Genomic DNA, 21,139 nt, shown 5'->3' with positions numbered 1-21,139 from the left:
GGAGATCACCGCTGCCATCCATCGCTGGCGTAAAGACGCTCGGCAGCAGAACCTGTGGTCGTGATGAGCGTCAACAACATCTTTCCCTCTTTTTGTGCTAACTCGCTGACAGCCGAGAGCAGCCAGCGCCCGATACCGCGACGGCGTGCACTTCTTCCAACCAGGAGTTTGACGACTTGAGCGCTATGCATCTGGTTCGCAAAGGCGGCAGGTACCATCTGGACTGTGCCAACAATCTGACCTGTGCTATCTTCCGCAGCTAGCAACACGCTTTCATTGCAAATGACCGCGTCCGCAATGCTACGCCAGTACACCAGCGCACGTCGTCGAGATACAAGCTGACTGAGTCGCCGTGGGCGACGCAGTCGATGAGGATGTCAGCGAGACCCTCCAAACGCCTATCGACTTCGTCGGCGTCGATGCGCCGTACCTGGATATCGTCTGTCATCTGATTCTGGAGAGAGCGAGCCGATCACCCTCGGCAAGGCCTCACGCGCTTGCTGCCGGTGGCCTCGAGAACGGCCGAGGCGAACAGAACTGGATCTTCACTTTGAGGTCACGGTCCAGTTATTGAACTTGAAGTCCATTCCGCCTGGGGACGAGGTGATCTCGACGCCGTATTGGACGCTACCGACGTTTATGTCGCCGAAGTAGCCTTTCGACTTGATCCACTCTAGGATGCCTTTGATGTCCACTGTCCCGCTATTGCTCTTCGAAGTGGGCACGAGCGAGATGACGTTGTGACCATTGTTCCCTTCAAACACGTTCCAGGTCGTCCCTCCCACCTCGACGTTAGTGTAGACCGGGATCGCGGCCCCGGAGGGATCCTGCCGATAATGATAAGAAATCGGCTTAACGTTGCCGCTACCGTCCGAGTTTCCAGTGTAGTTTGTCCAGATCATGATCTCGTGCTGGTTTGAGCTGTCCCAAATATCATAGGCGGTGTCCCAAGCGCCGCTTTTAGGAACGTCCTGATTGAAGGTCGAGCTCAAGGTGTTGATTGCACTGAGCGGCTTCCCGATATGGACGGCCTCATGCGGATAGCTCTTGATGCCACCAGTTCGAGGCTGGTTCGACCACACGCTCCACCGGTTCGCTCCATACACCGAAATGGTCTGAGGCCCGGCACCACTGCCCCACACGTCGTTGTTCCAGGAGTAGCCATCGCGTGCAAAGTTCCCGTACGGAGCGCTCGAACTCCAAATCGGGGGCTTTGCCGGTACAGCGGCGACCGGCCGCCCGACGTCTTTTACAGCTTGCCTGAAAAGCTCATGATGCTCCTGTGAGTGGGCGTACCCCGTTGGGGACTCTGGCAAGCCGGCACCGTTTATCCGATTGGAATCCATTATGCTCTCCCTTGCTCCTATGAGAACAAAGCCTCTTCGGTTGGCCCTTAAAGATCGGCTTCGAATTCTAGGACGGTTGGCTTTCGAGAAGCTGACTAGTGCGCGAGTGCACGGTACGCGCCTGGCCGCTACTTTTCCAACCCACGCACGTGGCGCAACGAGAAGGATTTCCCGATGGTCATCGCGAGCCCGCCGGGATCATGATCGGGCGCGACTCTGGCGCCATCTGAGTGACGCGGGCAATTGGTCAGGCCGCGCTGCTTCCATTTCCAGCCCGTTGCCGACCACATGCGCCGCCATCTGGCAGCGGCGGATCGCTTGTTCATGGATTGAAACCACGGCGCCGGTGCTCGATCGCGGGCGTGGTCAAACGAAGAAGGGCTGCTTCTGGGCGATCGTCTCCGACGACCGCAGCCATAGTGGCCCAAATCCGCCGATCGTGCCGTTCCGATATGCCCGGATGCCTTCGCTGAGCAGTTCCTGGACGCTTCAACGGACACTTCCTGCAACGCGATGCCTATGACGGTTATGATCGGCTGATCGAAGTTGTCCGACCGCAAGGGCCGTGGTGCTCGTACATTGCTGGAGCCATTTGCGCCGGCGCTTCGTCAGATTGGCCCTGGCTGACGCGCTTCCTCGATGACGAGCGTCTCGAGCTCGACACCAATCCGGTTGAAAAGGCGATCCCGCCAATCTGCTTGACCAAAAATAAACGCGCTCTTCGCCAGTCATGAGGTCGGAGCCGAAAACTGGGCCTTGCTCGCACCCATCGTGGCGACCTGTAAGCTCAACGACATCAACCCGGTCGCCTACATCGCCAAAACGCTCACGGCGATCATTGCCGACCATCCCCAAAGCGAAATCGACGACCTCATGCCATGGCCCTTCCGCAAAACCTCAAGCCAGCATCAATAGGGTTGCGGCTAAGCGCTTACGATCATCGAGCGCGGCGAGCCAAAAATGGTGGTCAGCGACAACGGCACTGAATTTACCAGCAACGCCATCGTGACATAGGCCGGTCGGAGCCGCGTCGCCTGGCACTACATCGCGCCCGGCAAGCCGAGGCAGAATGCCTTCATCTAAAACTTCAATGGCCGTCCGGGATGGCCATCTCGAAGTATACGTTTAGACGCCGCTCCTGCGTTCGAGCGAGCTTTGCTGAGCGCTCAAAAAGAATATCAAAAGCGCTCCGGTGCAAGCCCCAAATCATCTCGTCCGGATCTAGGTATGGTGCAAAGTCCTCACGCCACATCGCATATGCGTAGTGCTTTGCGGCAACCGTTAGCGGCATCACGTGCGTGCGGCCGTTCTTGGTCACTTCGCTCGGAAGTGTGATGTTCTCTGTGATCCAGTCTTTGGCTATCGACCAGTCGTTGCGGGACTGGTTTCGCGGCGCCTGACCATGCGCCTGCACTTGATCATCTCCCACCGCTTCGTGAAGCGGCTCGTGCGACGTTGTCTTCTTGACTTACCCAATGTTACCCAACTTCGATCTGAATGGGCGTATATGGGCCGAAAATGACGGTTAGCGTTCCCGATACTCGCGACCCTGGAAGAGGAGGGGGACGCGAGTTGGCGGGCCAAAGAGCCCGGAGGAGGGATTAATGCCAAGGACGCAAGCCGCTTTGCGCGGCCATTCGGCTCATTTGTTCAAAACCGCTCTGATTTGCTCAGCTCTCTTGGCTGGGGCGGCCGCATCTTTCGGCCAGGCCAAAGGGGACGATATCAACTGGCGCCAGTTCGAGGGCGCTTCGATCGTGTGGGCATATGACATCCATCCCTATGCTGACGCGGTCGCAGCACAGCTGCCTGACTTCGAGAAGTTGACAGGCATCAAGGTGACGCCTGAGCTTTATCCGGACGACGCCTACTGGAATAAGCTGACCATCCAGCTGAGCACAAAGTCACCCTCGTGGGACATCGTCGGCATGGGGATTCAGCCGGCTTGGGATCTCGCCCCCGGTCAACTGCTCGAGCCGCTCGATCGTTATTTGAACGATCCCAAGCTCACCTCGGCAAGCTATGATTATAAGGACTTTTTCCCCGCACTACGTGACGCGCTGACATGGGAGATCAACGGCGGGCAGATCGAGGCCGGCCGGGGTCAGGTGTGGGCCATCCCGCACGGTTTCGAAAACATCCAATTGTTCTACCGCAAGGACATTCTGGATAAACACGGTATCAAGGTCCCCACAACTCCGCCGGAGATGTCCGCGGCATGCGAAAAGCTGAAATCTGCGGATCCCGCGATCACACCCCTGGGCGTGCGGGGAGTGCGCTTTTGGAGCAGTATCCACACGGCCGCCATCTCGATTGCCAAGTCCTATGGTGTGCACGACTTCGTCGTCAAGGACGGCAAGTTGGAAACCGGTCTCGATTCGCCCGAGTCGCTCGCCTTCCACAAGGACTATGTGCAGATGATCAAGAAGTGCGCTGCTCCGTCCTTTGCCAACGACAACTGGTACCAGGTGGTCGATGGCATCAATTCGGGCCGGACCGCGATGGCGATCGATTCCAACATGTTCGGATTCTGGAACGATGTTGCCGGCAAGCCCGCTTCGGGCAAGATCGCATTCGCTCCCCCGCTGCGCGCTCCGAACGGCAAGAATTTCGAATCGAACATCTGGATCTGGTCCCTGGCCATGAATGCTGCCTCCCAGAAAAAGGGAGCGGCCTGGCTGTTCATTCAGTGGGCGACGTCAAAGCAGGTCGAGCTGAACGGAGCCGTCGCCGGGAAGCTCGTCAACTCTCCGCGCGCTTCGACCTGGAGCGACAAGGTTTGGCTCGACTATGCGGCTAAACCGGAATTCACGAACTTCGTGGATACCTTCAAAAGCGTGCAGGACAGGGCGGCGCTCGCCTTTACGCCGCGCGTAGGGTTTGCCGAGGCCATGAACGCCTGGGCAGTCGCCATGCAGAAAATGGTCAATGGCGCGGACGTGAAGGCGACGTTGACCGGCCTCGCCTCCGAGATCCGCTCTTCCATGTAAGGCGATCGGGGGCGGCATAAGGGTTTGCCGCCCCCATCACGCCCGAGTAGCTTTTGAGAAGTGAGCGATGGACCTTCGAGGCACCGACGCAACCGTGACGTTACAATCATCGGCAGGCCAACTGGCATCGTCCAAAGACGAGCAGGTGCAAAACGCCGAAAAGCATGGGCTTGACTGGTGGAGCCTTGCTGCGATTGCGCCCGCGATCATTATCCTGCTTGGATTTCTTTTTCTGTTTTTCTATGGGATCTTTCAATCGCTGACCGATCTCAAGTTTGGTCGTCCCCTGGTTCGCTTCATTGGATTCACCAACTATGAAGTGGCGATCAAGTCCCAGGATTTCTGGAACAGCGTGCGGGCGACAATGGCGTATGCCTGCTCCGCCGTGCTCGCGGAAGCGTTGTCCGGGCTTGCGCTTGCCAAATTGTTCGCAAGTGGGGTGTTCCTTGCCCGGCTGATGCGACCCGTCATTCTCCTTCCCTTGGTTCTGCCGCCAATGAGCGTCGCCTTGATGTGGACCACAATGATGGATCCGCAGAATGGGATCCTGAACTACTTGCTCTCGCTTATTGGGATCGGCCGGTTGGCATGGATTTCGGACGCCAGCACAGCGATGTTGTCGCTGGTTCTCATCGACATATGGACTTACACGCCATTTTTCGCGCTGATCATCTTCGCCGGCTTGCAGGGCATCGACCATGAGGTCAGAGAAGCCGCGCGGGTCAATGGTGCGAAGGGTTGGGCAACCTTCCTCCATATCGAGCTTCCGCTCATCGCGCCATACATCCTGATCGCCGCTGTATTTCGGCTGATCGAATCGCTCAATCAGTTCGATATCATCTTCGGGACAACGCAAGGAGGCCCGGGTGACAGTACCGCCGTGCTCTCGGTCCGCGCCTACATCACAGCCTTTCAAAATCTTGCCTTCGGGCGTGGTGCCGCGCTCATGGTCGTCAACTGGTTGATCGTACTTCTCGGGACCTTGGCCATGGTAAAATTGTGGCGCTTGGTCCGGCAGCGTGTCAGTTAGAGGAGGCTTGAGATGCGTTTAAATCGCTCAACGCCGGCAAGCTTATTCCTCAATCTGCTGGTTGTTGCCTGTACGCTGATCCTGACATTTCCGCTGGTCTGGATCGTGATCATGTCGCTGAAGCAGCAGGCCGAGGTCATGACCTGGCCACCGCGCTTCATCTTCACGCCGACTTTCGAAAACTTCCGCGTTTTGTTTGATGCAGCCCAGGCCGGGGCAACCAGCTACGGCACCATCAAGGTTGATTTCCTGGCGCCGGTCACCAATAGCGTTGTGATCTCGCTTGGTGCGGTGCTCGTATCGCTGATCGCCGGGGTGCCTGCAGGCTACGTCCTGGCGAGGCGTGATATCCCTATGAAAGAGGACATCGCATTCTTCATTCTGGGCTTCCGCTTCGCGCCGGCGCTACTTGTGGTCATACCGCTGTTCAGTGTGTTCCAAACAGTCGGCCTTTATGACACCTATTTCGGTATGATCTGGGTCTATCAGGTCGTCACGCTGCCGATGATCATTTGGCTCAGCCGTTCGTATATCGAGGACATCCCAAAGGACATTGAGGAGGCCGCCGCCATGGATGGTGCAAAACCATTCCGCGTGGTCTGGCACATCGTCCTTCCGCTTCTAAAGCCCGGCTTGATAGGCGCTTCATTGCTCATTTTCCTGCTTGCGTGGCACAACTTCGCTCTCGGCCTGATCCTCAGTTCGACGAAAGCGCCCGTCACCGTCGCTCTCCTCAAGCTGCTCAATCCGGGCGTTCAGTTCTATCCAGTCATGGCTGCGGGTCTGGTGGTGACCATGATTGTGCCGGTCGTCCTGATCATCCTTGGCCAGCGTCATCTCGAACGTGGTCTTACCTTCGGGGCCGTGAAATGAGCCCGAGACGATTGATGTTCTTTGGAACGACCAATCTCGACCTCTGCTTCACCGTCGAGCGGCTTCCAACGCCCGGTGAAAGCCTGATGGGAGGCTTGAAGCGGAATGCGGGAGGCAAGGGCGCCAATCAGGCGGTCGCCGCCGCTCGATTGGGCGTTCGGCCGAGCTTCTACACCCGACTTGGCGATGACGATGCCGGCCGATCGTTGCTGCAAGCGCTGCGTGAGGCAGGTGTCTGTCTCGATGCAGTTGCGGTGTGCCCAGGGGAGATATCGGGTTCAGCTCTCGTCCTGGTCGGTGACGACGGCTCCAACATGATCGTCATAGACCCCGGAGCCAATGCAAATGTCACACCAAGCATGGTCGAAAAGGCCGCCGAATTCATTGAACGGGACGCAATTGTAGTTGCCGAGATGGGCATGCCGGTCGGCGCACTCAATCACCTCTTTGCAATGAAGAGCGTCAAGGGATTCGAGCTCATTTTCAATCCGGCCCCCGTGAGGGCCGGCCTGTCGTCGGAGGCGTGGAGAAGTGTCGATTTCGTCACTCCAAACCAGGCCGAGGCTTTCGAGCTCACCGGCGTCGAGGTGCACGACTTCGACAGCGCCGCTCATGCGGCCGGAAAGCTCCTCGATCTCGGCCCGAGAGCAGCCCTGATTACGCTTGGTGCGCAGGGGGCCTACTACGCCGATGCCAGCGCGTCTTTTGCCCTCCGGGCATTTCCTGTGAAGGTCGTTGATACGACTGCGGCGGGCGATGCCTTCAATGGAGCCTTCGCAGCCTCCCTTGCTCAGCGCCTACCGATCCGCCAAGCGGTCAGGAAGGCCCTTGCCGTAGCGGCGCTGTGTGTAACGCGACGCGGCGCGCAAAGCGCAATGCCAAGCAGCGAAGCCGTCGACGAGTTTCTCAAGTCTCAAACTATCCTGGAGTTGGAATGACCGAACAGTTCTCAGTTGCAGACAGGACCGTGCTCGTGACCGGTGCGGGTGGAGGCATTGGCTCAGCCATTGCAAATGCTTTCCGTCAAGCCGGTGCGAACGTCCTGGCAACCGACGCAAATGTGGAAAACCTCCGTAGCATTCTGACGCACCTGCCGTACGGCAACGGCATCCTGCCGATGAGCATGGATGTGTCACGAGAAGACGATGTCGGCAGGGTGCTTGATGAGATCGCCAGGCGCTTCGGCAGGCTCGATGTCCTGATCAACAACGCCGGAATAAAATCGGCTCAGCCGCTTCTGACCGGCAATGCCGATCGAATTGAAAAAACCATCCAGATCAATTCCGTCGCGGTGCTTCGCTGTGCCAAGCTAGCGATCGAGCGCTTCATGAAGGCCAAGGGCGGCCGCATCGTCAATGTCGGGTCCTCGTTGTCATCTCAAGGCGCGGTTTTCAACTACCAGGCTGGCGGTGCCGACTATTGCTTGTCAAAAGCCATCGTTCACGATGTGACAAAGCTGCTCGCTTATGAATGTGCTCCGCTCAAGATCAACGTCAACGCAATTGCACCCGGGATTATCGATACGCCCATGCATGGGCGTCCGCGAGAGGAGACCGAAGCGCGTCATAGTGGCCGGATTCCACTGGGCCGGGTCGGATTGCCGGAGGATATCGCAGGCCTCGCGGTTTTCCTGGCTAGCCCCGCAGCCTCCTATATGACCGGGCAGATTGTCCATGTGAATGGCGGGATGCTGATGAATGGTTAGCAATGGCTGCGACATCGGCTGGCCGCCAATAGAAGGGATCATCTCCGACCTGGATGGCGTCGTCTATCGCGGCAGCACCGCAATCGCGGATGCGATAGAAGCGTTCACGCGATGGCAGAAAGTCGGCGTGCCGTTCTGTTTTGTGACGAACAATTCCACGCATACCCCGGAGGACGTCGTCCGCAAGCTGACAGGATTCGGGCTTGTGATCTCGCCGTCACAGGTCGTGACAAGCGCTATCACGGCTGCAGAACTTATTCGAACGAATTATCCGCAATTGACGCGCGTCTATGTCATCGGAGCTCCGTCGCTTGTCACGGCCATGCGCGATGTCGGGCTGGAGGTCACTGAGCGAAACCCCGAAGTTGTCGTGATGGGGCTTGACAGGGATATTACTCACGAGAAGATGCGAATTGCCGTTGAGGCGATCCTCAACGGCGCTGTCTTCATCGGAACCAATCCTGATCTTCTCTTGCCCACGGCCAGCGGGTTCGAGCCTGGGGCAGGAGCTGCGATTGCGGCTGTGGCTGCCGCGACGCAAGTGCAGCCTTCGATCGTCGGAAAGCCGCAAGTGCCGATGATCGAGACAGCGCTCTCACGCCTCGGTACGAACCGCGCTTTGACGATTATGATTGGAGACCAGATTCCAACGGATATTCAAGCCGGAAAAGTAGCGGGGCTTGCTACGGTGCTGGTTACAACTGGTGTGCCGATGCGTCATGACCCGTCCCTAATGGCCCCCGATTTCACCGTAACGACCTTGCGCGACGTTGAGGTAAGTGCCGCGCGCTCGGGTCGCCCGCAACAGAGGAGGGCATAATGGCCGATGTTCGCCTGGAAGGCCTCAGGAAGGCCTATGGGACGATCGAGATCCTGCGCAATATCGACCTTGCGATTGATCACGGCGAATTTGTCGTCTTCGTCGGTCCATCCGGGTCAGGCAAGTCAACGCTTTTGCGCATGATTGGCGGGCTCGAGCCCATCAGCGGTGGGCGGCTCCTCATCGACAATGAGCTCGTCAACGACATCGATGCGGCCGATCGCAACCTCGGCATGGTCTTTCAAAGCTACGCTCTCTATCCGCATATGACGGTCAGAGAAAATCTGGCCTTTCCTCTGCGCATGGCCAAAGCCTCGAAAGCCAAGATCGCCACCAAGATAGCCAAAACTGGCTCGCTATTGCAGATCGACCATTTATTGGATCGCAAGCCTCGACAACTCTCAGGCGGCCAACGCCAGCGCGTCGCAATCGGGCGCGCCATCATGCGCGAGCCAAAAGTGTTCCTGTTCGATGAGCCGCTCTCGAACCTGGACACCGAACTACGCGTGCAGATGCGGGTTCAGATCGCCAAGCTCCACAAGCAGCTCGGAAATACCATGATCTATGTGACGCATGACCAGGTCGAGGCCATGACCATGGCTGACAAGATCGTCGTGCTCAAGGACGGCAACATCGAACAGGTCGGCAGCCCGCACGATCTGTATCACAACCCCGCTTCGCACTTTGTGGCGGGATTCATAGGCTCGCCGAAGATGAACTTCCTGGGCGGTATGGTCGCGGCTGCCCGCGAACATGGCGTGGACGTCCGGTTGGACGCCGGTCCGACGATCTCCGTTCCGGTTCATCCGGACCAGATGCTGGTTGGCAAGCCGGTCACCCTTGGAATTCGTCCGGATGACTTCTCCTCGTCCGCGCCTGGGCAGCAGGAGATCGCGATTGAACTCGGAGTCGATTTCGTTGAGCATCTCGGCAGCGTCACGTATATCTACGGTAATGCAGGAAACGAAACCGTAGTAGCCAGGGCACCACAATCCGGTTGGCCCAAAGGCGCTAGCCGGCTCACCCTCACCGCCGCTCCAGCCGATTGCCACTTGTTCATGAGCAATGGAAGGGCGGTACGGCGGTTGCACGCACCGGCGAGTTGGAGGTAGTCTTGACGTAGAGCCGTACGATGATGCGCGGCTCAGAATGGACACGCGGACGGCTGAGGTGAAGGGAGCCGGTATCAGGCAGTTCTTCCGCAATTCCCGTTCGTTTGTCCTTGGTGCGGGGATCGGCTCGGGCATGACCGCCAGGGCCGCCGAGCGGGCGGGGGCCGACTTCGTGCTCGCGCTCAATGCGGGCCGTTTTCGTGCCATGGGTGGGGCCTCGCCTGCCTCGATCCTTCCAATCCGCAACAGTAATGAATTCGTAGCAAACTTCGGACGGACCGAAATCCTCCCAAGTACCAAACTGCCAGTCTTCTTCGGCGCCTGTACCTTCGACCCTGAGCTCGATCTTGATCGTTGGCTCGATCGGATCATCAAATGGGGATTTGCCGGTGTGACCAACTTCCCATCGGTCATACACATCGACCATGAGCGCAGGTCATTGCTCGAGAAGTGTGGTCTTGGTTACTCCCGGGAAATCGAGCTCCTCGTGAAAGCTGCAAAACGCGGCTTGATGACGATTGCCTATTCGCGCAGTCAATCCGAAGCGCGTCGCATGGTCGAGGCGGGCGCCGAGGCCATTTGCATCAACTTCAATCTCAACCGCGCGGTTGAAAGCGGAGCCGATCCGTCGATCAGCCTGTCTGAACTTGCAGCGCGTACGAATGCCGTTGCGCGCGTTGCTCAATCGGTCAACAAGAGCACCATCTGCCTGCTTGGGGGCGGCCCCATCACCAAGCCGGACGAGCTCCTCGACATCTGCCGCGAGACCGGAATCCAGGGGTTCATCGGAGGCTCCTCGCTGGACCGCGTGCCTCTCGAGATGTCGGTCCTCGAGGTAACATCAGGCTTCAAGACCATCCACCTGTTGCGCGAGAAGGTGGATCTGCTCGAACGACAGCTGCAGTTAAGTGGTTTCAGGCACGGCGTGATCGCGCAGTCCTCGGCAATGAAGCGTATCCTTGAGATCACCAAACGCGTTGCGGCGACCCCCAGGCCAGTCCTCATCTGGGGGGAGGCTGGCTCCGGCAAGCGGAGAATAGCAACCCTGGTTCATGCGTTTAGCGACCGCAGGCACGCCAAAACGGCGTTGTTCCATTGCCGCCTCGGTCCGGCGATGAATATACTTGGCCCGTTGTTCGGCGCCGAGCGTCTTGAGAGCGGCAGACGCCAATTGTCACTCCTGGAGGCGTCGAGTGACGGTGCCGTCGTGCTACTGCATGTCGACCAACTTTCGCGCGATGGACAGGAGCGGCTTGCCGATTACCTCGAGACAGGCGGATTTACCCCTCTGAACGGGGTAACTGTGATGCGTTCCAATGCCCGGATCATTGCGACCGCCACGGTCGAGCGCGGCGCTGGCCTTGAAACGGTTCTGTGCGCGCGGCTTCTCGCCCTTTTTACCGGCCTCGATGTCCAATTACCTTCGCTGCCCGACAGGCTTGAAGATTTGCCGCAACTCATTCAACACTTCACGGTCGAAGCAAAGGGGGATTCCAGCGCCCAGACGCTCACAATCGAAAACTCTGCATTTCTCGCGCTCGCCGGGCACGACTGGCCGGGCAATTTGCGCGAGCTGCGGCAGGTCGTGAACCAGCTCGTAACCCTTCCAGCAAGTCACATCACCGGTGAGGTGCTAAGGCCGCTTTTGGACACAGCCTCACATGCAAGGCCGCCCGTTTCTCTTTCGGAGCGAGACTGGATTATTGAGGGCTTGAAGAGAAACAGGCTTCACCGCGGCAAGACTGCCCGCTCTCTCGGGCTTTCGCGAAAAACCCTCTATAACAAAATCAAGAAGCTGCGGATCCTCGAATAACGCTTCATGCTCGTCGAAGCGGCTGTTTGGATGTGGCTGCATGCTCCAGCGCGAATTTCGGTACGGACGCTCCTTGAGAGCCAAGGCTTACGAGCGTTATGTCCGCTCCAATCGGCAGCGCAAGCGCATCGGGACGCAGATAGACGAACCCACCCAGCTGCGAACCCAAGCGTTGTTCTGCTGCTCTCATCTCCGACTCGTTTGCCGCGACAAACAGGACTTTGAACCCGCGATTTGCAAACCACTCCATTCTCCGAAGCTCGAGCTCCTGACCGCGATCGATCGGCACTCCTGCCGGTGTCCGTTCAATCATGGAGGCAGGCGGAAAGTTTGTCACTCCGGTCATCTTTGCATCCTGTAACAGATCTACCAGGTCTTCCCAGCAGGCAAACGGATCGATCATGACGATCGCCGCGTAGCAGGAAGGGGGCGCTTTGGGGCTCGTTTGCAAGTCTCGCAGGAGACAGTCGTTCCAGTCGATGACGGGAAGTGTAGCCATGACGAACATGGCATTCTGCGGAAGGGTCCGCAGTGACGGAGCATAGATCGTCATCTGATCACCGCGAGACGAGGAGAGACTTGCGACAAGGCGACCTAAGACATTGGCTCTCACGGTTCTACCCAATTCTACCCATTTGAACGTTTCGCCGATCTTACACGCCGCTCCATCGAGGTCTAGACCACCACTGTCGATCTTGGAGGAGCAATGTCATGTCTTCCCTCGGCGAGGGAGCCGGGCTCGGCTGGAAGCGATGGATGCTAAGGGCCGTCATCACTGTTCATGCTTGCGGTATGCTTGAGTGGCCTCTCCGCGTCTGTCCTCGCCTGCCGGATACGATTTGCCGATGCTGGCCCGAGCTCGGCTCGTTCTGAAAAAGGGCCCGTGAAGCGTCTGGGCTAAAAATTGCGGGCGAGCTATCGCTGCGCCTGACGAATCCGCTAGCAGACCGGTCGTCTGCTTTCCTCCCTGACTCAGCGCCGCTGCTGGAAAACTCCGGCAGCGGCATCTTTTTGTCTCGGAGCGCGCCGCCATGCGGGGGAGCCCAAACCATCAAAGCGTCGCCAGCTGACGCTCGCCTCAGTCCATCCAAATGGGAGGCGGCTTCCATCGTCACACGGCCCTCAATCACCTCGCTTCGAAACCGCTGTACCTCATCGGGGCACCTTCATCGAAGCACAGGGGAAGCCTTCTGCCCGCCCCATTGCCTGTGATCCTTCTCAAGGATGCGGCAGGCGCCGGAGCGCTCTTGGCTCGCCAAGGACGTCGCCTTGGTCAGCGCTCTCAGCGCTGTACGGCTATTCAACGCCACCTGCAAACTTCTGGACGTGCAATCTGCTGTTAATCGGACCTTGAGCCTCTCGGGAAGCGGCTGCTGCTGCTACGGCCGCTTTGCACCTACCCAACTTTACCCAATCGCGCTCGTATCCGGGCTTATGTGCCATTTTACTCCGATCTAGACCTCCAGGTGTCCAGAAACGTCCAGGAGGAAGATCGTGTCTCACCATTGCGCGGACGACCAGAGGTCAGTCCGGGATGGTCACCCGTCCGATCCTGCCGGCAAGGTCGCGATCGTCGCAACCCTGGACACAAAGGGCCGCGAAACCGCTTATCTTGCGCGCGTCATCGAACAGTGCGGCCGCAAGACTCTTACGATTGATGTAGGCACATCAAACAGGAGAGGCAGAAGCGCGTCGGACTGCAGCGATGCAGGGGTGGTCGCACCCGCCGAGCTCTTACGGGAAATAGCTGCAAGTGCGCGTGAAGAGGTGAAGGAGCTCCTGCGATTAGGTGCGATCGACGCCATCGTCGGAGTAGCGGGCGGCAAAGGCAGTGCAGTCTTCGGTGAAGTTGTTTCGGAGTTGCCGTATGGATTCCCGAAGCTGCTGGTGAGCAGCGCAAGGCCAGCCCTCCTGGCCGAACTGGCCCTCCAAAACGACGTCATCCTCTATCCGACCCTGGTCGATCTCTTCGGAATCAACGCGTTCACCGAACGCGTTCTGGACAATGCCGGGCGGGCCATTGCGGCGATGCGTTATGTACCGGCTCAAGGTCGGCAGAAGAGAAAGATTGTTGCGATCACGGCCTTTGGGGTCACGACGCCGGCGGCAAATCGCTGTGTCGCGCGGCTGGCAGAGGCAGGCATCGACGCGATCGTCTTTCCGGCCAATGGCGCGGGTGGACGCAAGATGGAGCAACTCGTGTCCGCCGGTGAGTTCGATGCGGTGCTCGATCTGACCACAACCGAGCTTGCTGACGAGCTCGTCGGCGGCACCGCCAGTGCAGGTCCGGATCGGCTCAAAGCAGCTTCTCACCGCATGATTCCGCAGCTCATCGCGCCGGGGGCCGTCGATATGGTGAATTTTGGCCCGCCCTCGAGCGTGCCTGCCGAGTTCAAAGGGCGCCAATTCTATGCGCATACCCCCTTCACGACGCTCATGCGCACGACCGTCTCGGAGAACGAGCGCATAGGAAGGCTCACAGGCGCGCGCCTTTCGCAAGCAAAGGCGCCCGCTCTCGTTTTGTGGCCGGCCAAGGGGGTGTCTGACTATGACCGGGACGGCGGCATCTTTCGAAATCCTGAAGCCGATAGAGCCTGGTTCGACGCGGTCAGGCGGCATCTGCCGCGCTCGATCATCGCTCGCGAGCTGGATTGTCACATCAATGATCCGGAATTTGCGGAGGCGGCCGCATCGTGGATCGTCGAACAATTGACACAAGGAGGTTCATCCCGTGCGGATGTTTGATCGGCCCGAAATACTTGCAAAGATCACAGCTCAAGTTGCGGCGGGGAAGGCAGTGCTTGCCGCGGCAAGCAGTTGCGGCCTCGTCGCAAAATGCGCAGCTCTCGGCGGCGCCGACATGCTCGTGGTCTACAGCACCGGGCTGTCGCGGTTGATGGGGCTGCCGACGAGCCGGATCGGTGATTCCAATGCGCGCACGCTCGGGCTCGCGGCGGAGATCCGCAACGTCGTCTCCTCCGTTCCTGTTATCGGCGGTATCGAGGCCTGGGATCCCCTCCGGCTCGATCTCGATGATCTCTTGGACAAGTTCTGGGCTGCCGGCTTCTCCGGCGTGATCAATTACCCGACCATTTCAACGATGGGTGCGAAATGGCGCGATCGTCGAGGCCGCGTCGGGCTCGGCTTTGAACGTGAGGTCGAGATGATCGCAGCGGCCCGCAGGAAGAGCATCTTCTCGCTCGCCTATGTCGCAAGCGCGCACGATGCCAAAGCGATGGCAACCGCAGGAGCCGACTGCGTCGTCCCACATGTCGGCGCAACGCGCGGCGGGCTCGTTGGTCATGAGGAGGGACAGTCGATTGAAGAGGCCATCAGACGCATCAACGAGATCAATGCTGCGGCTCAGGCCGTTCGCCCGGATGTCATCCTTCTCTGCCATGGCGGGGCAATCGCTGAGCCCCAGGATACCTCGGAAGTCTACCGATCGACCGGATGCGTCGGCTTTGTTGGCGCCTCCTCCATCGAACGGATCCCGATCGAGCGGGCGGTGAAGGCTGCAGCCGAAGAATTCAAAGCCGTTCCGCTCCCGCGAAAGCGACAGCATTCACTGCAGAGTCTGCACCGAGGCACGAATGAATAACCAGATCACTAAATTGAAGCCCAATACCGCTTCCTTCTCCCAAACGCATGATTGGGAGACGGACGTGCTCGTGATCGGCAGCGGCGCGGCCGGACTGTCGGCGGCGCTCTATGCGGCAAAGGCCGGTCTTCGCGTGACCGTGTGCGAGAAGTCTGCCCGGCTCGGTGGCACCACTGCCCTGTCGAACGGCATGATCTGGGTTCCATGCTCAATGCAGGCTCGAGCGGCAAAAATTGATGATTCGATCGCGAAAGCGAAGACCTATCTGCAACACGAACTTGGCAACTATTATCGCGCTGAGTTCGTAGACGCCTATCTTGAAGACGGCCCGACAGCGCTCGCCGGCCTGGAGAATGGGAGTGAAGTCAAATTCACACTGGCCTCCGCCCCCGATTATCATTCGAGCCAGATCGGCGGGGTTGACAAGGGCCGGGCGGTGAGCCCCGCACCTTATGACGGACGGCTTCTCGGCAAGGATTTCGACCTGATAGGTGATCCGATCCGGGTCGTGCTCGGCGGGATGATGATTTCATCCAGCGAGGTCAGAAGCTTCCTCAATCCCTTCCAGTCGGCTGCCGCGCTCAAGCACGTCCTGCGCCGCGTCGGCCGCTACGCAAGCGATCGGCTGCGCTACAGGAGAGGCACTGAACTCAGCGGGGGCAATGCGCTGATCGCGCGGTTACTGGTCAGCCTGCGCAGATATGGCGTTGAAATCCGGCCAAGCTGCCCAGCGGTTGATCTGACGAAAGAGGGCGGGAGAGTCACTGGCGCAATCGTCAAGCGTGATGGCGCCGATCTCCGCATCCGCGCCTTTCACGGGGTGATCCTGGCAACTGGTGGCTTTGCGCGGAACGGTCAGTTGAGAGCCCAGCTCAGCCGAGCCCACCAGCACAATGATACGCTGGCCCACAGCGATGTCACTGGAGACGGCATTGCGCTCGCAGGCAAGCTCGGAGCTGCGATCGATAATGACGTTGCATCGAGTGGATTCTGGACGCCCGTGTCGATCCTCAGGAACGGCCGCTCCTCGCAAGTGGTCCCGTACGGCTGGCTCGATCGTGGCCGTCCAGGTGTCATCGCCGTAGGGCCAAACGCCAAGCGCTTCGTCAATGAATCCAATTCCTACCACGACATCTGCCTTGCCATGTTCAACAACGGCTATCCGGCGGACAAGCGGTTCTATTTCATCTGCGACAAGGAATTCGTCCGCCTCAGAGGCATGGGACACCTGCTCCCCTGGCCCTGGACTTTGAGCATCAAAAAATATGCCCGCATGGGCTACATCGAAATTGGCCGGACGATTGCGGAGCTTGCGGCGGAATTGGGGCTCGACCCGAAAGAGCTGCAAAAGACCGTTGAAGAACATAATGCCCACGCAGCTGAAGGAAGCGATCCGCTCTTCAAACGCGGTGAATCGGCTTTCAACCGAACCCTGGGAGATCCGTCGGTCGGAAAGAAGAACCCAAACCTTGGGGCTATCAAAAACGGGCCATTCATCGCGCTTCCGATTGTCCCGGCAACCCTCGGAACGGCGACCGGCCTGTCAACGGATCCTGGCGGAAGGGTCCTGAATGGAAACGGCGTGCCGATCGCAGGTCTTTATGCCTGCGGCAACGACATGACCTCACCGATGCGTGGGATCTATCCTGGGGCAGGCATTACGATCGGACCGGCCATCGTGTTCGCCTACCGCGCGGTGAACAGCATCGTACAATCCACTCATCAAGGACAGACCGCGGCAGCATCCGGAGCGTAAGTGCGGTGTTTTCACCTCTTGGTCCAGCAACGACGGACGGCGGAGAGAGCGAAAGTGCGCAACGTCGGCCAGCTCGCTTTGAATACCTTATGGGCGGCCGTATCCCGCTTGATACCGGGCTTATCTTCTGACCTGGAGGGGCACGATGCGCCGCTCACGCCACGCTAAGATCGTTGTAACCGTTGGTCCAGCGACCGCGTCGCCTGAAAAGCTTCGTGCGCTTTATCTTTCGGGGGCTGATACTTTCAGGCTGAACTTCAGCCACGGGACCCATGACGATCACGCCCGTGTGCTCGCCTCGATCCGTGCGTTGGAGCTGGAATTCAATCGGCCGATCGGTGTGCTGCAGGATCTGCAAGGCCCGAAGATCCGGATTGGCCGGCTCGATGAAGGGCAAGCTCGCGCGGGATGCCGGGGAGACGGTCTGCTTCGCGCTAAGAAGGACAGGCGGGAAGCAGTCAATCCCGCTGCCGCGCGGCATGAAGGGTACCTATCAGCATTGCGCCGAGAAGCATTTGCACCGATATTTGAACGAGTTTGATTTCCGCTGCAGCAATCGCGTTGCTCTTGGCGTGAACGATCTCGACCGTGCAGAAGTGCGTTGAAGGGTGCCGCTGGAAAGCGCCTCACCTATAAGACAACTAACTAGCCAAGAGGCGCCCTACGGCAAAAGCCGCCGCTCCCCCAAAAGGGAAAAAGGCAGAGCCAAAAACGAAACTGACCGACAAAGAACAATCCGAGCGATTCATGCAAACCGCTCGTGAGCTTGGCGTTGACGAGAGTGGCGAAAAGTTTGAGCGGGCCCTAGGAAAAATCACTTCGTTAACAGCCGCGAGGTCGGGTCGGGCAAAGTCATCCTGACCCCTTCACGTCGCCGACTTAGTCGTCCGTTAAGAAGCCGAATTGAGCGGGGCTGGACAGGCGAGCATGCGCCATAGCTGGAACAGGAAGAGGCACAAGAGTTCTCTGAGCCAGGCAAGGATGCGGCGGAAGTTGTGGCCCACGGCCGAGAGGATGACGTTGGCGGCATCTCCTGCGCGGCCCTTGAGGTAGCAGCGTCCGAGGTGACCTTCGGTCTTCAGGTGTCCGATGATGGGCTCGATGGCGGAGCGGCGGCGCAGCTCGCGCTTGATGACACCGAAGACACCGCGCTTCTGGCCAGAGATGAAGACGCGACGGGGATTTTGTGCGTCGTGGCCGCGGTATCCCTTGTCGACATAGGCCCGCTCGATCGAACAGCCGGTGAGCGTCTCGGTGCGGTCAAGGACGTCCCGCAAGGTGTGACCATCGTACGGGTTATCGGGCATCGCCCTGGCGTGCAGCACGAACAGGCCACCGGGAGCCCGGCGGTTGTTGGTGACGATGGAGGCCTTCACGCCGAACTCGTAAGGTGCGCTGGCCTTGCCCTTGCCGATGCACTCGACCTCCGGAGCATGGAAGGAATACAGCTTCCAGCCGCGCTGGCGCTGCTGCTGCGAGCGGATCTGGGTGGCTCGGCTCAGCGGGAGGGCGAACGCCTCCTCCAGTACAGGCTGGCCCCCGATCTTGCGGCGGATGTCGCGGATGATCCGGCCCAGTCGGCTGCGCAAGATACGCAACTGCCGCTGATGCCGCCTGAACTGTTTGGCATGGGCGTAGCGGCCCGCCATCATCGCGGCGGCCTTGGCCACGCGAGAATAGGATTGCCGCAGCCTGACGCCGTGTCTTCTCGCCAGGCGGTTGAGGCCATTGATGGCCGCATGCAGCAGCTTGGCGTCGGTCGGAAAGGTGATGGCCTTCGGCTGCACCGTGGTGTCGACCGTGACCCGCTGGAGGTCTTGGCCACGTAACGCGCCGGCCTCGTGTGCCACCCGCAGGCTCTCGGCCAGCAAAAGCTCCAGCTTGTCGCCGAGCCGCCTGCGCCAGTGGCTCAGGTCCGAGCGCTCGTGCGGGAAGACGTGCTGGAAGAACTCTTCGCCGGTGAAGAACTGAAAATACGGGTCATGGACCCAGCGTTCGCAGACCCCCTCATCGGACAACCCGTAAATGTGCTTGAGCAACAGCAGCCCGATCACGAAGCGGGTCTCGATCCCGGGCCGGCCGTTCTCGCTGTAGAGCGGCGCGATATCGCCGTCGATCCAGTCCCAATCGACCTTGCCAGCGAGCAGAACCAGCTCGTGCTTCATGTTGATGATCTGGTCCAGCCGTGCCCGGAACAGATCGTTCGATCCCGTCGTCTTATGCTTCTTCGGCCGCATCGTCCCCCTCCGATGCAACATAGAATCATGGTCCGCAGCGAAGGGAAATCCATAAAACGAAATTGCAGGGTTTGGGCTTCTCAAGCTCCCAATCCCTGCAATCTCAAATGCCTCCGCATCCGAAAAACAGACTCCCGCTCAATCGCTTAGAGGCTTGTTCACGGACGACGACTTAGCCACCGCGCCGCATCTTGCGGTCCGGAGAAAGCACTCATCACGGATTTGGTGAAAGGCATCTTTTTTACTGCATCAGCAAGAGTCCTGCGGATGCCGCTTTCCTTCAGGTCTATATGGATTTGAGGTATGTCTCTCTTACATCCCCAGGGAAACTGATAGCTCTGGATAGCCTCTCGATTCCCTTCATTGTGCCATTTCCTGATCCACCATGCGTACAGGTCAGCGGCTTGGAGCGGCATAAATCTTTCATCTGGTCTGAAGATTGGCGTGCTGCCGATACGGCCTTGCGCCGCTGGATTCATCAATACCTTCATCCAGTCCCACATCTCCAAGATATGAACCTTTTCCGACTCGTCATCGAAGATGAAATCTACTGGATCGTTCCACTGCATGAATTTCTGCTGATGTATGGCCAAAATCTCAATGAGGCCGCGCGATGCGATGTAATATGGATTTTCAAGGTTTTCTCGCCCGAGCACGGTTTCTGTAACCAATTCGCGAACGGCCTTCTTGAGGGCGGCCGTATCAACCGCAATTGAGATGGCTGCTTGCATGTTGTGCTTTTCAATCAGTCGGTAAAAGTACGCAGCTATTTCTAGCCGCTCTTTCATCTCGAACATTTTGAACCGCGCCATTTGGGCATGGTCCAGTTGCGCTTTCCATTCATCTGAAAAGCTGGCCCACGTGTCAGCATCGGCAATATAGCCGGCCAAAACAAGCGACCGCTTATCGCCGGTACCACTGCCATCAATGTACGCCTGCAGCACCATCAGATGACGCGAGGGGTTTCCATTCTGGGCAAGCCGCTGACGAGGGCCCATGCATCTGCGGCGGCATGCCGGGCAGCCTTCATGGCCTACCCCGGGCCTGCATACCACTTGGGTACGGCAACTACAATGTGCCCAGACCGGCAGCCCTTCCTCGATGGACAAGACCCGAAAGTGTCCGCAACTGATTGCAGCTCGCCTGATCACGAGCCCACATTGCTTGAGCGCCGGCAGCATCAGCCTGGCCGATATACTTCCCTTTATCGAAGAAAAGCTGTCGATCGGCCTGTGGCGGAGCAATGAAAGTGGGCAGATGCAATGGTCTCCCGGATTCTACGAAGTGTTCGGACTGGACCCGCGTCAAACAGAGCCGTCCCCTGCCGAGATCGACAGGAGAATTCATCCCGAGGACGGCGGCCGCGTCCGCAGGTTCGGACAGCGATCAATCGCCCATGCGACACTCGAGGGTGAATTTCGGATCATCCGGCACAACGGCACCTTGCGCAGGATTTGCGCCCGAGCCGAGCCGTTGCCGGACCCGACCGCAAGCCGCAATGGATGCTTGGCCTTGCTGCCGATGTCACGGAAAAGCAAAACTTGTCCGAGGCTCTCAACATTGCAACGGAGCGCTCGAGAGCTCTGGCGCGGCTCGTTCGGGGGCTGGTATGGGACGGCCAGTTGTGATGGTCACATCAGCGCGTTTTCCGATCCAGACCCCTGCGTGGAATACGGCAATCCGGGAAAGTGGGCGGACCTTCTCCATGACAAGGAATGCGAACCCGTTTTGAGGGAGTGGCAAGTCTCCTTAGCAACGGGACAGCCATACGAGGTGGAGGCCCGGTTGCGGCAGGCAGATGGAGCTTACCGACGCGCATTAGGATAACTCGCAAGGGAGCGGAAAGGCGCATCGAA

General features: G+C 58.9%; 21 protein-coding genes and 3 pseudogenes. 18 read left to right on the top strand and 6 right to left on the bottom strand.

Annotation, left to right across the window (positions count from 1 at the left end; genetic code table 11):
* Window positions 1-5: 5 nt before the first annotated feature.
* Window positions 6-314, bottom strand: a complete 309-nt coding sequence (locus XH79_RS39555; protein ID WP_164937368.1) for a GNAT family N-acetyltransferase — start codon at window positions 312-314, stop codon at window positions 6-8.
* Window positions 315-545: 231 nt separating this feature from the next.
* Window positions 546-1,346, bottom strand: coding sequence for a GH12 family glycosyl hydrolase domain-containing protein (locus XH79_RS39550; RefSeq protein ID WP_128948324.1), 801 nt, complete (start codon window positions 1,344-1,346; stop codon window positions 546-548).
* 1 nt (window position 1,347) lies between these two features.
* On the opposite strand from XH79_RS39550, the gene XH79_RS43175 reads away from it, so the two are divergent.
* The 4 genes and pseudogenes from XH79_RS43175 to XH79_RS39540 form a co-directional block, all read left to right on the top strand.
* On the top strand, window positions 1,348-1,869 hold the full coding sequence (locus tag XH79_RS43175; protein WP_333921999.1) for an IS66 family transposase: 522 nt from the start codon (window positions 1,348-1,350) through the stop codon (window positions 1,867-1,869).
* Window positions 1,850-2,080: an IS66 family transposase gene (locus XH79_RS43365; protein WP_442868953.1), complete on the top strand. Its 231-nt coding sequence runs from the start codon at window positions 1,850-1,852 to the stop codon at window positions 2,078-2,080. Before XH79_RS43175 ends, XH79_RS43365 begins: the two co-directional genes overlap by 20 nt.
* Window positions 2,081-2,102: 22 nt before the next feature.
* A complete protein-coding gene (locus XH79_RS43170; protein WP_333921997.1) occupies window positions 2,103-2,261 on the top strand; it encodes a transposase domain-containing protein in 159 nt (52 codons plus the stop codon).
* Between the two features lie 21 nt (window positions 2,262-2,282).
* A pseudogene (locus tag XH79_RS39540) lies at window positions 2,283-2,426 on the top strand (IS3 family transposase); the annotation flags it as partial.
* A gap of 7 nt (window positions 2,427-2,433) precedes the next feature.
* Here XH79_RS39540 and XH79_RS39535 read toward each other — a convergent pair.
* Entirely contained in the window at window positions 2,434-2,760 is a 327-nt protein-coding gene (locus tag XH79_RS39535; protein WP_128948326.1) for a hypothetical protein, read from the bottom strand.
* Window positions 2,761-2,950: 190 nt separating this feature from the next.
* Here XH79_RS39535 and XH79_RS39530 point away from each other — a divergent pair, with 190 nt between their 5' ends.
* From XH79_RS39530 to XH79_RS39495, 8 genes are all read left to right on the top strand, one after another.
* Complete coding sequence (locus XH79_RS39530) at window positions 2,951-4,336, top strand: ABC transporter substrate-binding protein (protein WP_128948327.1); 1,386 nt, start codon at window positions 2,951-2,953, stop codon at window positions 4,334-4,336.
* Window positions 4,337-4,403: 67 nt separating this feature from the next.
* The gene (locus XH79_RS39525; RefSeq protein ID WP_128948328.1) at window positions 4,404-5,366 is read left to right on the top strand and encodes a carbohydrate ABC transporter permease; all 963 of its coding nucleotides are present in this window, start codon (window positions 4,404-4,406) and stop codon (window positions 5,364-5,366) included.
* A gap of 12 nt (window positions 5,367-5,378) precedes the next feature.
* Window positions 5,379-6,239 (top strand): carbohydrate ABC transporter permease, encoded by an 861-nt coding sequence (locus tag XH79_RS39520; RefSeq protein ID WP_128948329.1) that lies wholly within the window; start codon window positions 5,379-5,381, stop codon window positions 6,237-6,239.
* A gap of 14 nt (window positions 6,240-6,253) precedes the next feature.
* Entirely contained in the window at window positions 6,254-7,177 is a 924-nt protein-coding gene (locus XH79_RS39515; protein WP_245471720.1) for a ribokinase, read from the top strand.
* Window positions 7,174-7,944: an SDR family NAD(P)-dependent oxidoreductase gene (locus tag XH79_RS39510; protein WP_128948331.1), complete on the top strand. Its 771-nt coding sequence runs from the start codon at window positions 7,174-7,176 to the stop codon at window positions 7,942-7,944. Before XH79_RS39515 ends, XH79_RS39510 begins: the two co-directional genes overlap by 4 nt.
* Window positions 7,937-8,764, top strand: coding sequence for an HAD-IIA family hydrolase (locus tag XH79_RS39505; protein ID WP_128948332.1), 828 nt, complete (start codon window positions 7,937-7,939; stop codon window positions 8,762-8,764). Before XH79_RS39510 ends, XH79_RS39505 begins: the two co-directional genes overlap by 8 nt.
* Entirely contained in the window at window positions 8,764-9,876 is a 1,113-nt protein-coding gene (locus XH79_RS39500; protein WP_128948333.1) for an ABC transporter ATP-binding protein, read from the top strand. The genes XH79_RS39505 and XH79_RS39500 overlap by 1 nt, the downstream gene beginning before the upstream one ends.
* A 37-nt stretch (window positions 9,877-9,913) precedes the next feature.
* Window positions 9,914-11,689: a phosphoenolpyruvate hydrolase family protein gene (locus XH79_RS39495; RefSeq protein WP_271530758.1), complete on the top strand. Its 1,776-nt coding sequence runs from the start codon at window positions 9,914-9,916 to the stop codon at window positions 11,687-11,689.
* 4 nt (window positions 11,690-11,693) lie between these two features.
* Here XH79_RS39495 and XH79_RS39490 read toward each other — a convergent pair whose 3' ends face one another.
* Window positions 11,694-12,242: a hypothetical protein gene (locus XH79_RS39490; protein WP_271530757.1), complete on the bottom strand. Its 549-nt coding sequence runs from the start codon at window positions 12,240-12,242 to the stop codon at window positions 11,694-11,696.
* A gap of 941 nt (window positions 12,243-13,183) precedes the next feature.
* On the opposite strand from XH79_RS39490, the gene XH79_RS39485 reads away from it, so the two are divergent.
* The 5 genes and pseudogenes from XH79_RS39485 to XH79_RS39465 all read left to right on the top strand — a co-directional run.
* Entirely contained in the window at window positions 13,184-14,434 is a 1,251-nt protein-coding gene (locus XH79_RS39485; RefSeq protein ID WP_271530756.1) for a Tm-1-like ATP-binding domain-containing protein, read from the top strand.
* Window positions 14,427-15,290, top strand: coding sequence for a phosphoenolpyruvate hydrolase family protein (locus XH79_RS39480; protein ID WP_128948462.1), 864 nt, complete (start codon window positions 14,427-14,429; stop codon window positions 15,288-15,290). Before XH79_RS39485 ends, XH79_RS39480 begins: the two co-directional genes overlap by 8 nt.
* Window positions 15,283-17,046, top strand: a complete 1,764-nt coding sequence (locus XH79_RS39475) for an FAD-dependent oxidoreductase (RefSeq protein WP_128948336.1) — start codon at window positions 15,283-15,285, stop codon at window positions 17,044-17,046. Before XH79_RS39480 ends, XH79_RS39475 begins: the two co-directional genes overlap by 8 nt.
* Before the next feature lie 145 nt (window positions 17,047-17,191).
* Window positions 17,192-17,516: pseudogene (locus tag XH79_RS39470) on the top strand (pyruvate kinase); the annotation flags it as partial.
* Window positions 17,517-17,519: 3 nt separating this feature from the next.
* Window positions 17,520-17,695: pseudogene (locus XH79_RS39465) on the top strand (IS1595 family transposase); the annotation flags it as partial.
* 241 nt (window positions 17,696-17,936) lie between these two features.
* On the opposite strand, the gene XH79_RS39460 reads toward XH79_RS39465, so the two are convergent.
* Window positions 17,937-19,283 (bottom strand): IS5 family transposase, encoded by a 1,347-nt coding sequence (locus XH79_RS39460; RefSeq protein ID WP_271530753.1) that lies wholly within the window; start codon window positions 19,281-19,283, stop codon window positions 17,937-17,939.
* A gap of 158 nt (window positions 19,284-19,441) precedes the next feature.
* Window positions 19,442-20,230, bottom strand: coding sequence for a DUF3800 domain-containing protein (locus tag XH79_RS39455; protein ID WP_271530752.1), 789 nt, complete (start codon window positions 20,228-20,230; stop codon window positions 19,442-19,444).
* A 154-nt stretch (window positions 20,231-20,384) separates the two neighbouring features.
* Here XH79_RS39455 and XH79_RS39450 point away from each other — a divergent pair, with 154 nt between their 5' ends.
* Window positions 20,385-21,110: a PAS domain-containing protein gene (locus XH79_RS39450; protein ID WP_271530751.1), complete on the top strand. Its 726-nt coding sequence runs from the start codon at window positions 20,385-20,387 to the stop codon at window positions 21,108-21,110.
* The last annotated feature ends 29 nt before the right edge of the window (window positions 21,111-21,139 follow it).

Source organism: Bradyrhizobium sp. CCBAU 45389 (assembly GCF_028128625.1).
Classification (GTDB): domain Bacteria; phylum Pseudomonadota; class Alphaproteobacteria; order Rhizobiales; family Xanthobacteraceae; genus Bradyrhizobium; species Bradyrhizobium liaoningense_B.
This window is presented reverse-complemented; position numbering and strand designations above follow the sequence as displayed.

What these genes read in the sequence shown, in the direction of transcription:
- XH79_RS39460 (WP_271530753.1), bottom strand. Translation starts at nt 19,283, where the DNA reads ATGCGGCCGAAGAAGCATAAGACGACGGGATCGAACGATCTGTTCCGG.
- XH79_RS39490 (WP_271530757.1), bottom strand. Translation starts at nt 12,242, where the DNA reads ATGACGATCTATGCTCCGTCACTGCGGACCCTTCCGCAGAATGCCATG.
- XH79_RS39505 (WP_128948332.1), top strand. Translation starts at nt 7,937, where the DNA reads ATGGTTAGCAATGGCTGCGACATCGGCTGGCCGCCAATAGAAGGGATC.
- XH79_RS39475 (WP_128948336.1), top strand. Translation starts at nt 15,283, where the DNA reads ATGAATAACCAGATCACTAAATTGAAGCCCAATACCGCTTCCTTCTCC.
- XH79_RS39500 (WP_128948333.1), top strand. Translation starts at nt 8,764, where the DNA reads ATGGCCGATGTTCGCCTGGAAGGCCTCAGGAAGGCCTATGGGACGATC.
- XH79_RS39520 (WP_128948329.1), top strand. Translation starts at nt 5,379, where the DNA reads ATGCGTTTAAATCGCTCAACGCCGGCAAGCTTATTCCTCAATCTGCTG.
- XH79_RS39480 (WP_128948462.1), top strand. Translation starts at nt 14,427, where the DNA reads ATGTTTGATCGGCCCGAAATACTTGCAAAGATCACAGCTCAAGTTGCG.
- XH79_RS39510 (WP_128948331.1), top strand. Translation starts at nt 7,174, where the DNA reads ATGACCGAACAGTTCTCAGTTGCAGACAGGACCGTGCTCGTGACCGGT.
- XH79_RS39455 (WP_271530752.1), bottom strand. Translation starts at nt 20,230, where the DNA reads ATGGTGCTGCAGGCGTACATTGATGGCAGTGGTACCGGCGATAAGCGG.
- XH79_RS39530 (WP_128948327.1), top strand. Translation starts at nt 2,951, where the DNA reads ATGCCAAGGACGCAAGCCGCTTTGCGCGGCCATTCGGCTCATTTGTTC.
- XH79_RS39450 (WP_271530751.1), top strand. Translation starts at nt 20,385, where the DNA reads ATGGACAAGACCCGAAAGTGTCCGCAACTGATTGCAGCTCGCCTGATC.
- XH79_RS39525 (WP_128948328.1), top strand. Translation starts at nt 4,404, where the DNA reads ATGGACCTTCGAGGCACCGACGCAACCGTGACGTTACAATCATCGGCA.
- XH79_RS39495 (WP_271530758.1), top strand. Translation starts at nt 9,914, where the DNA reads ATGGACACGCGGACGGCTGAGGTGAAGGGAGCCGGTATCAGGCAGTTC.
- XH79_RS43175 (WP_333921999.1), top strand. Translation starts at nt 1,348, where the DNA reads ATGCTCTCCCTTGCTCCTATGAGAACAAAGCCTCTTCGGTTGGCCCTT.
- XH79_RS39550 (WP_128948324.1), bottom strand. Translation starts at nt 1,346, where the DNA reads ATGGATTCCAATCGGATAAACGGTGCCGGCTTGCCAGAGTCCCCAACG.
- XH79_RS39515 (WP_245471720.1), top strand. Translation starts at nt 6,254, where the DNA reads ATGTTCTTTGGAACGACCAATCTCGACCTCTGCTTCACCGTCGAGCGG.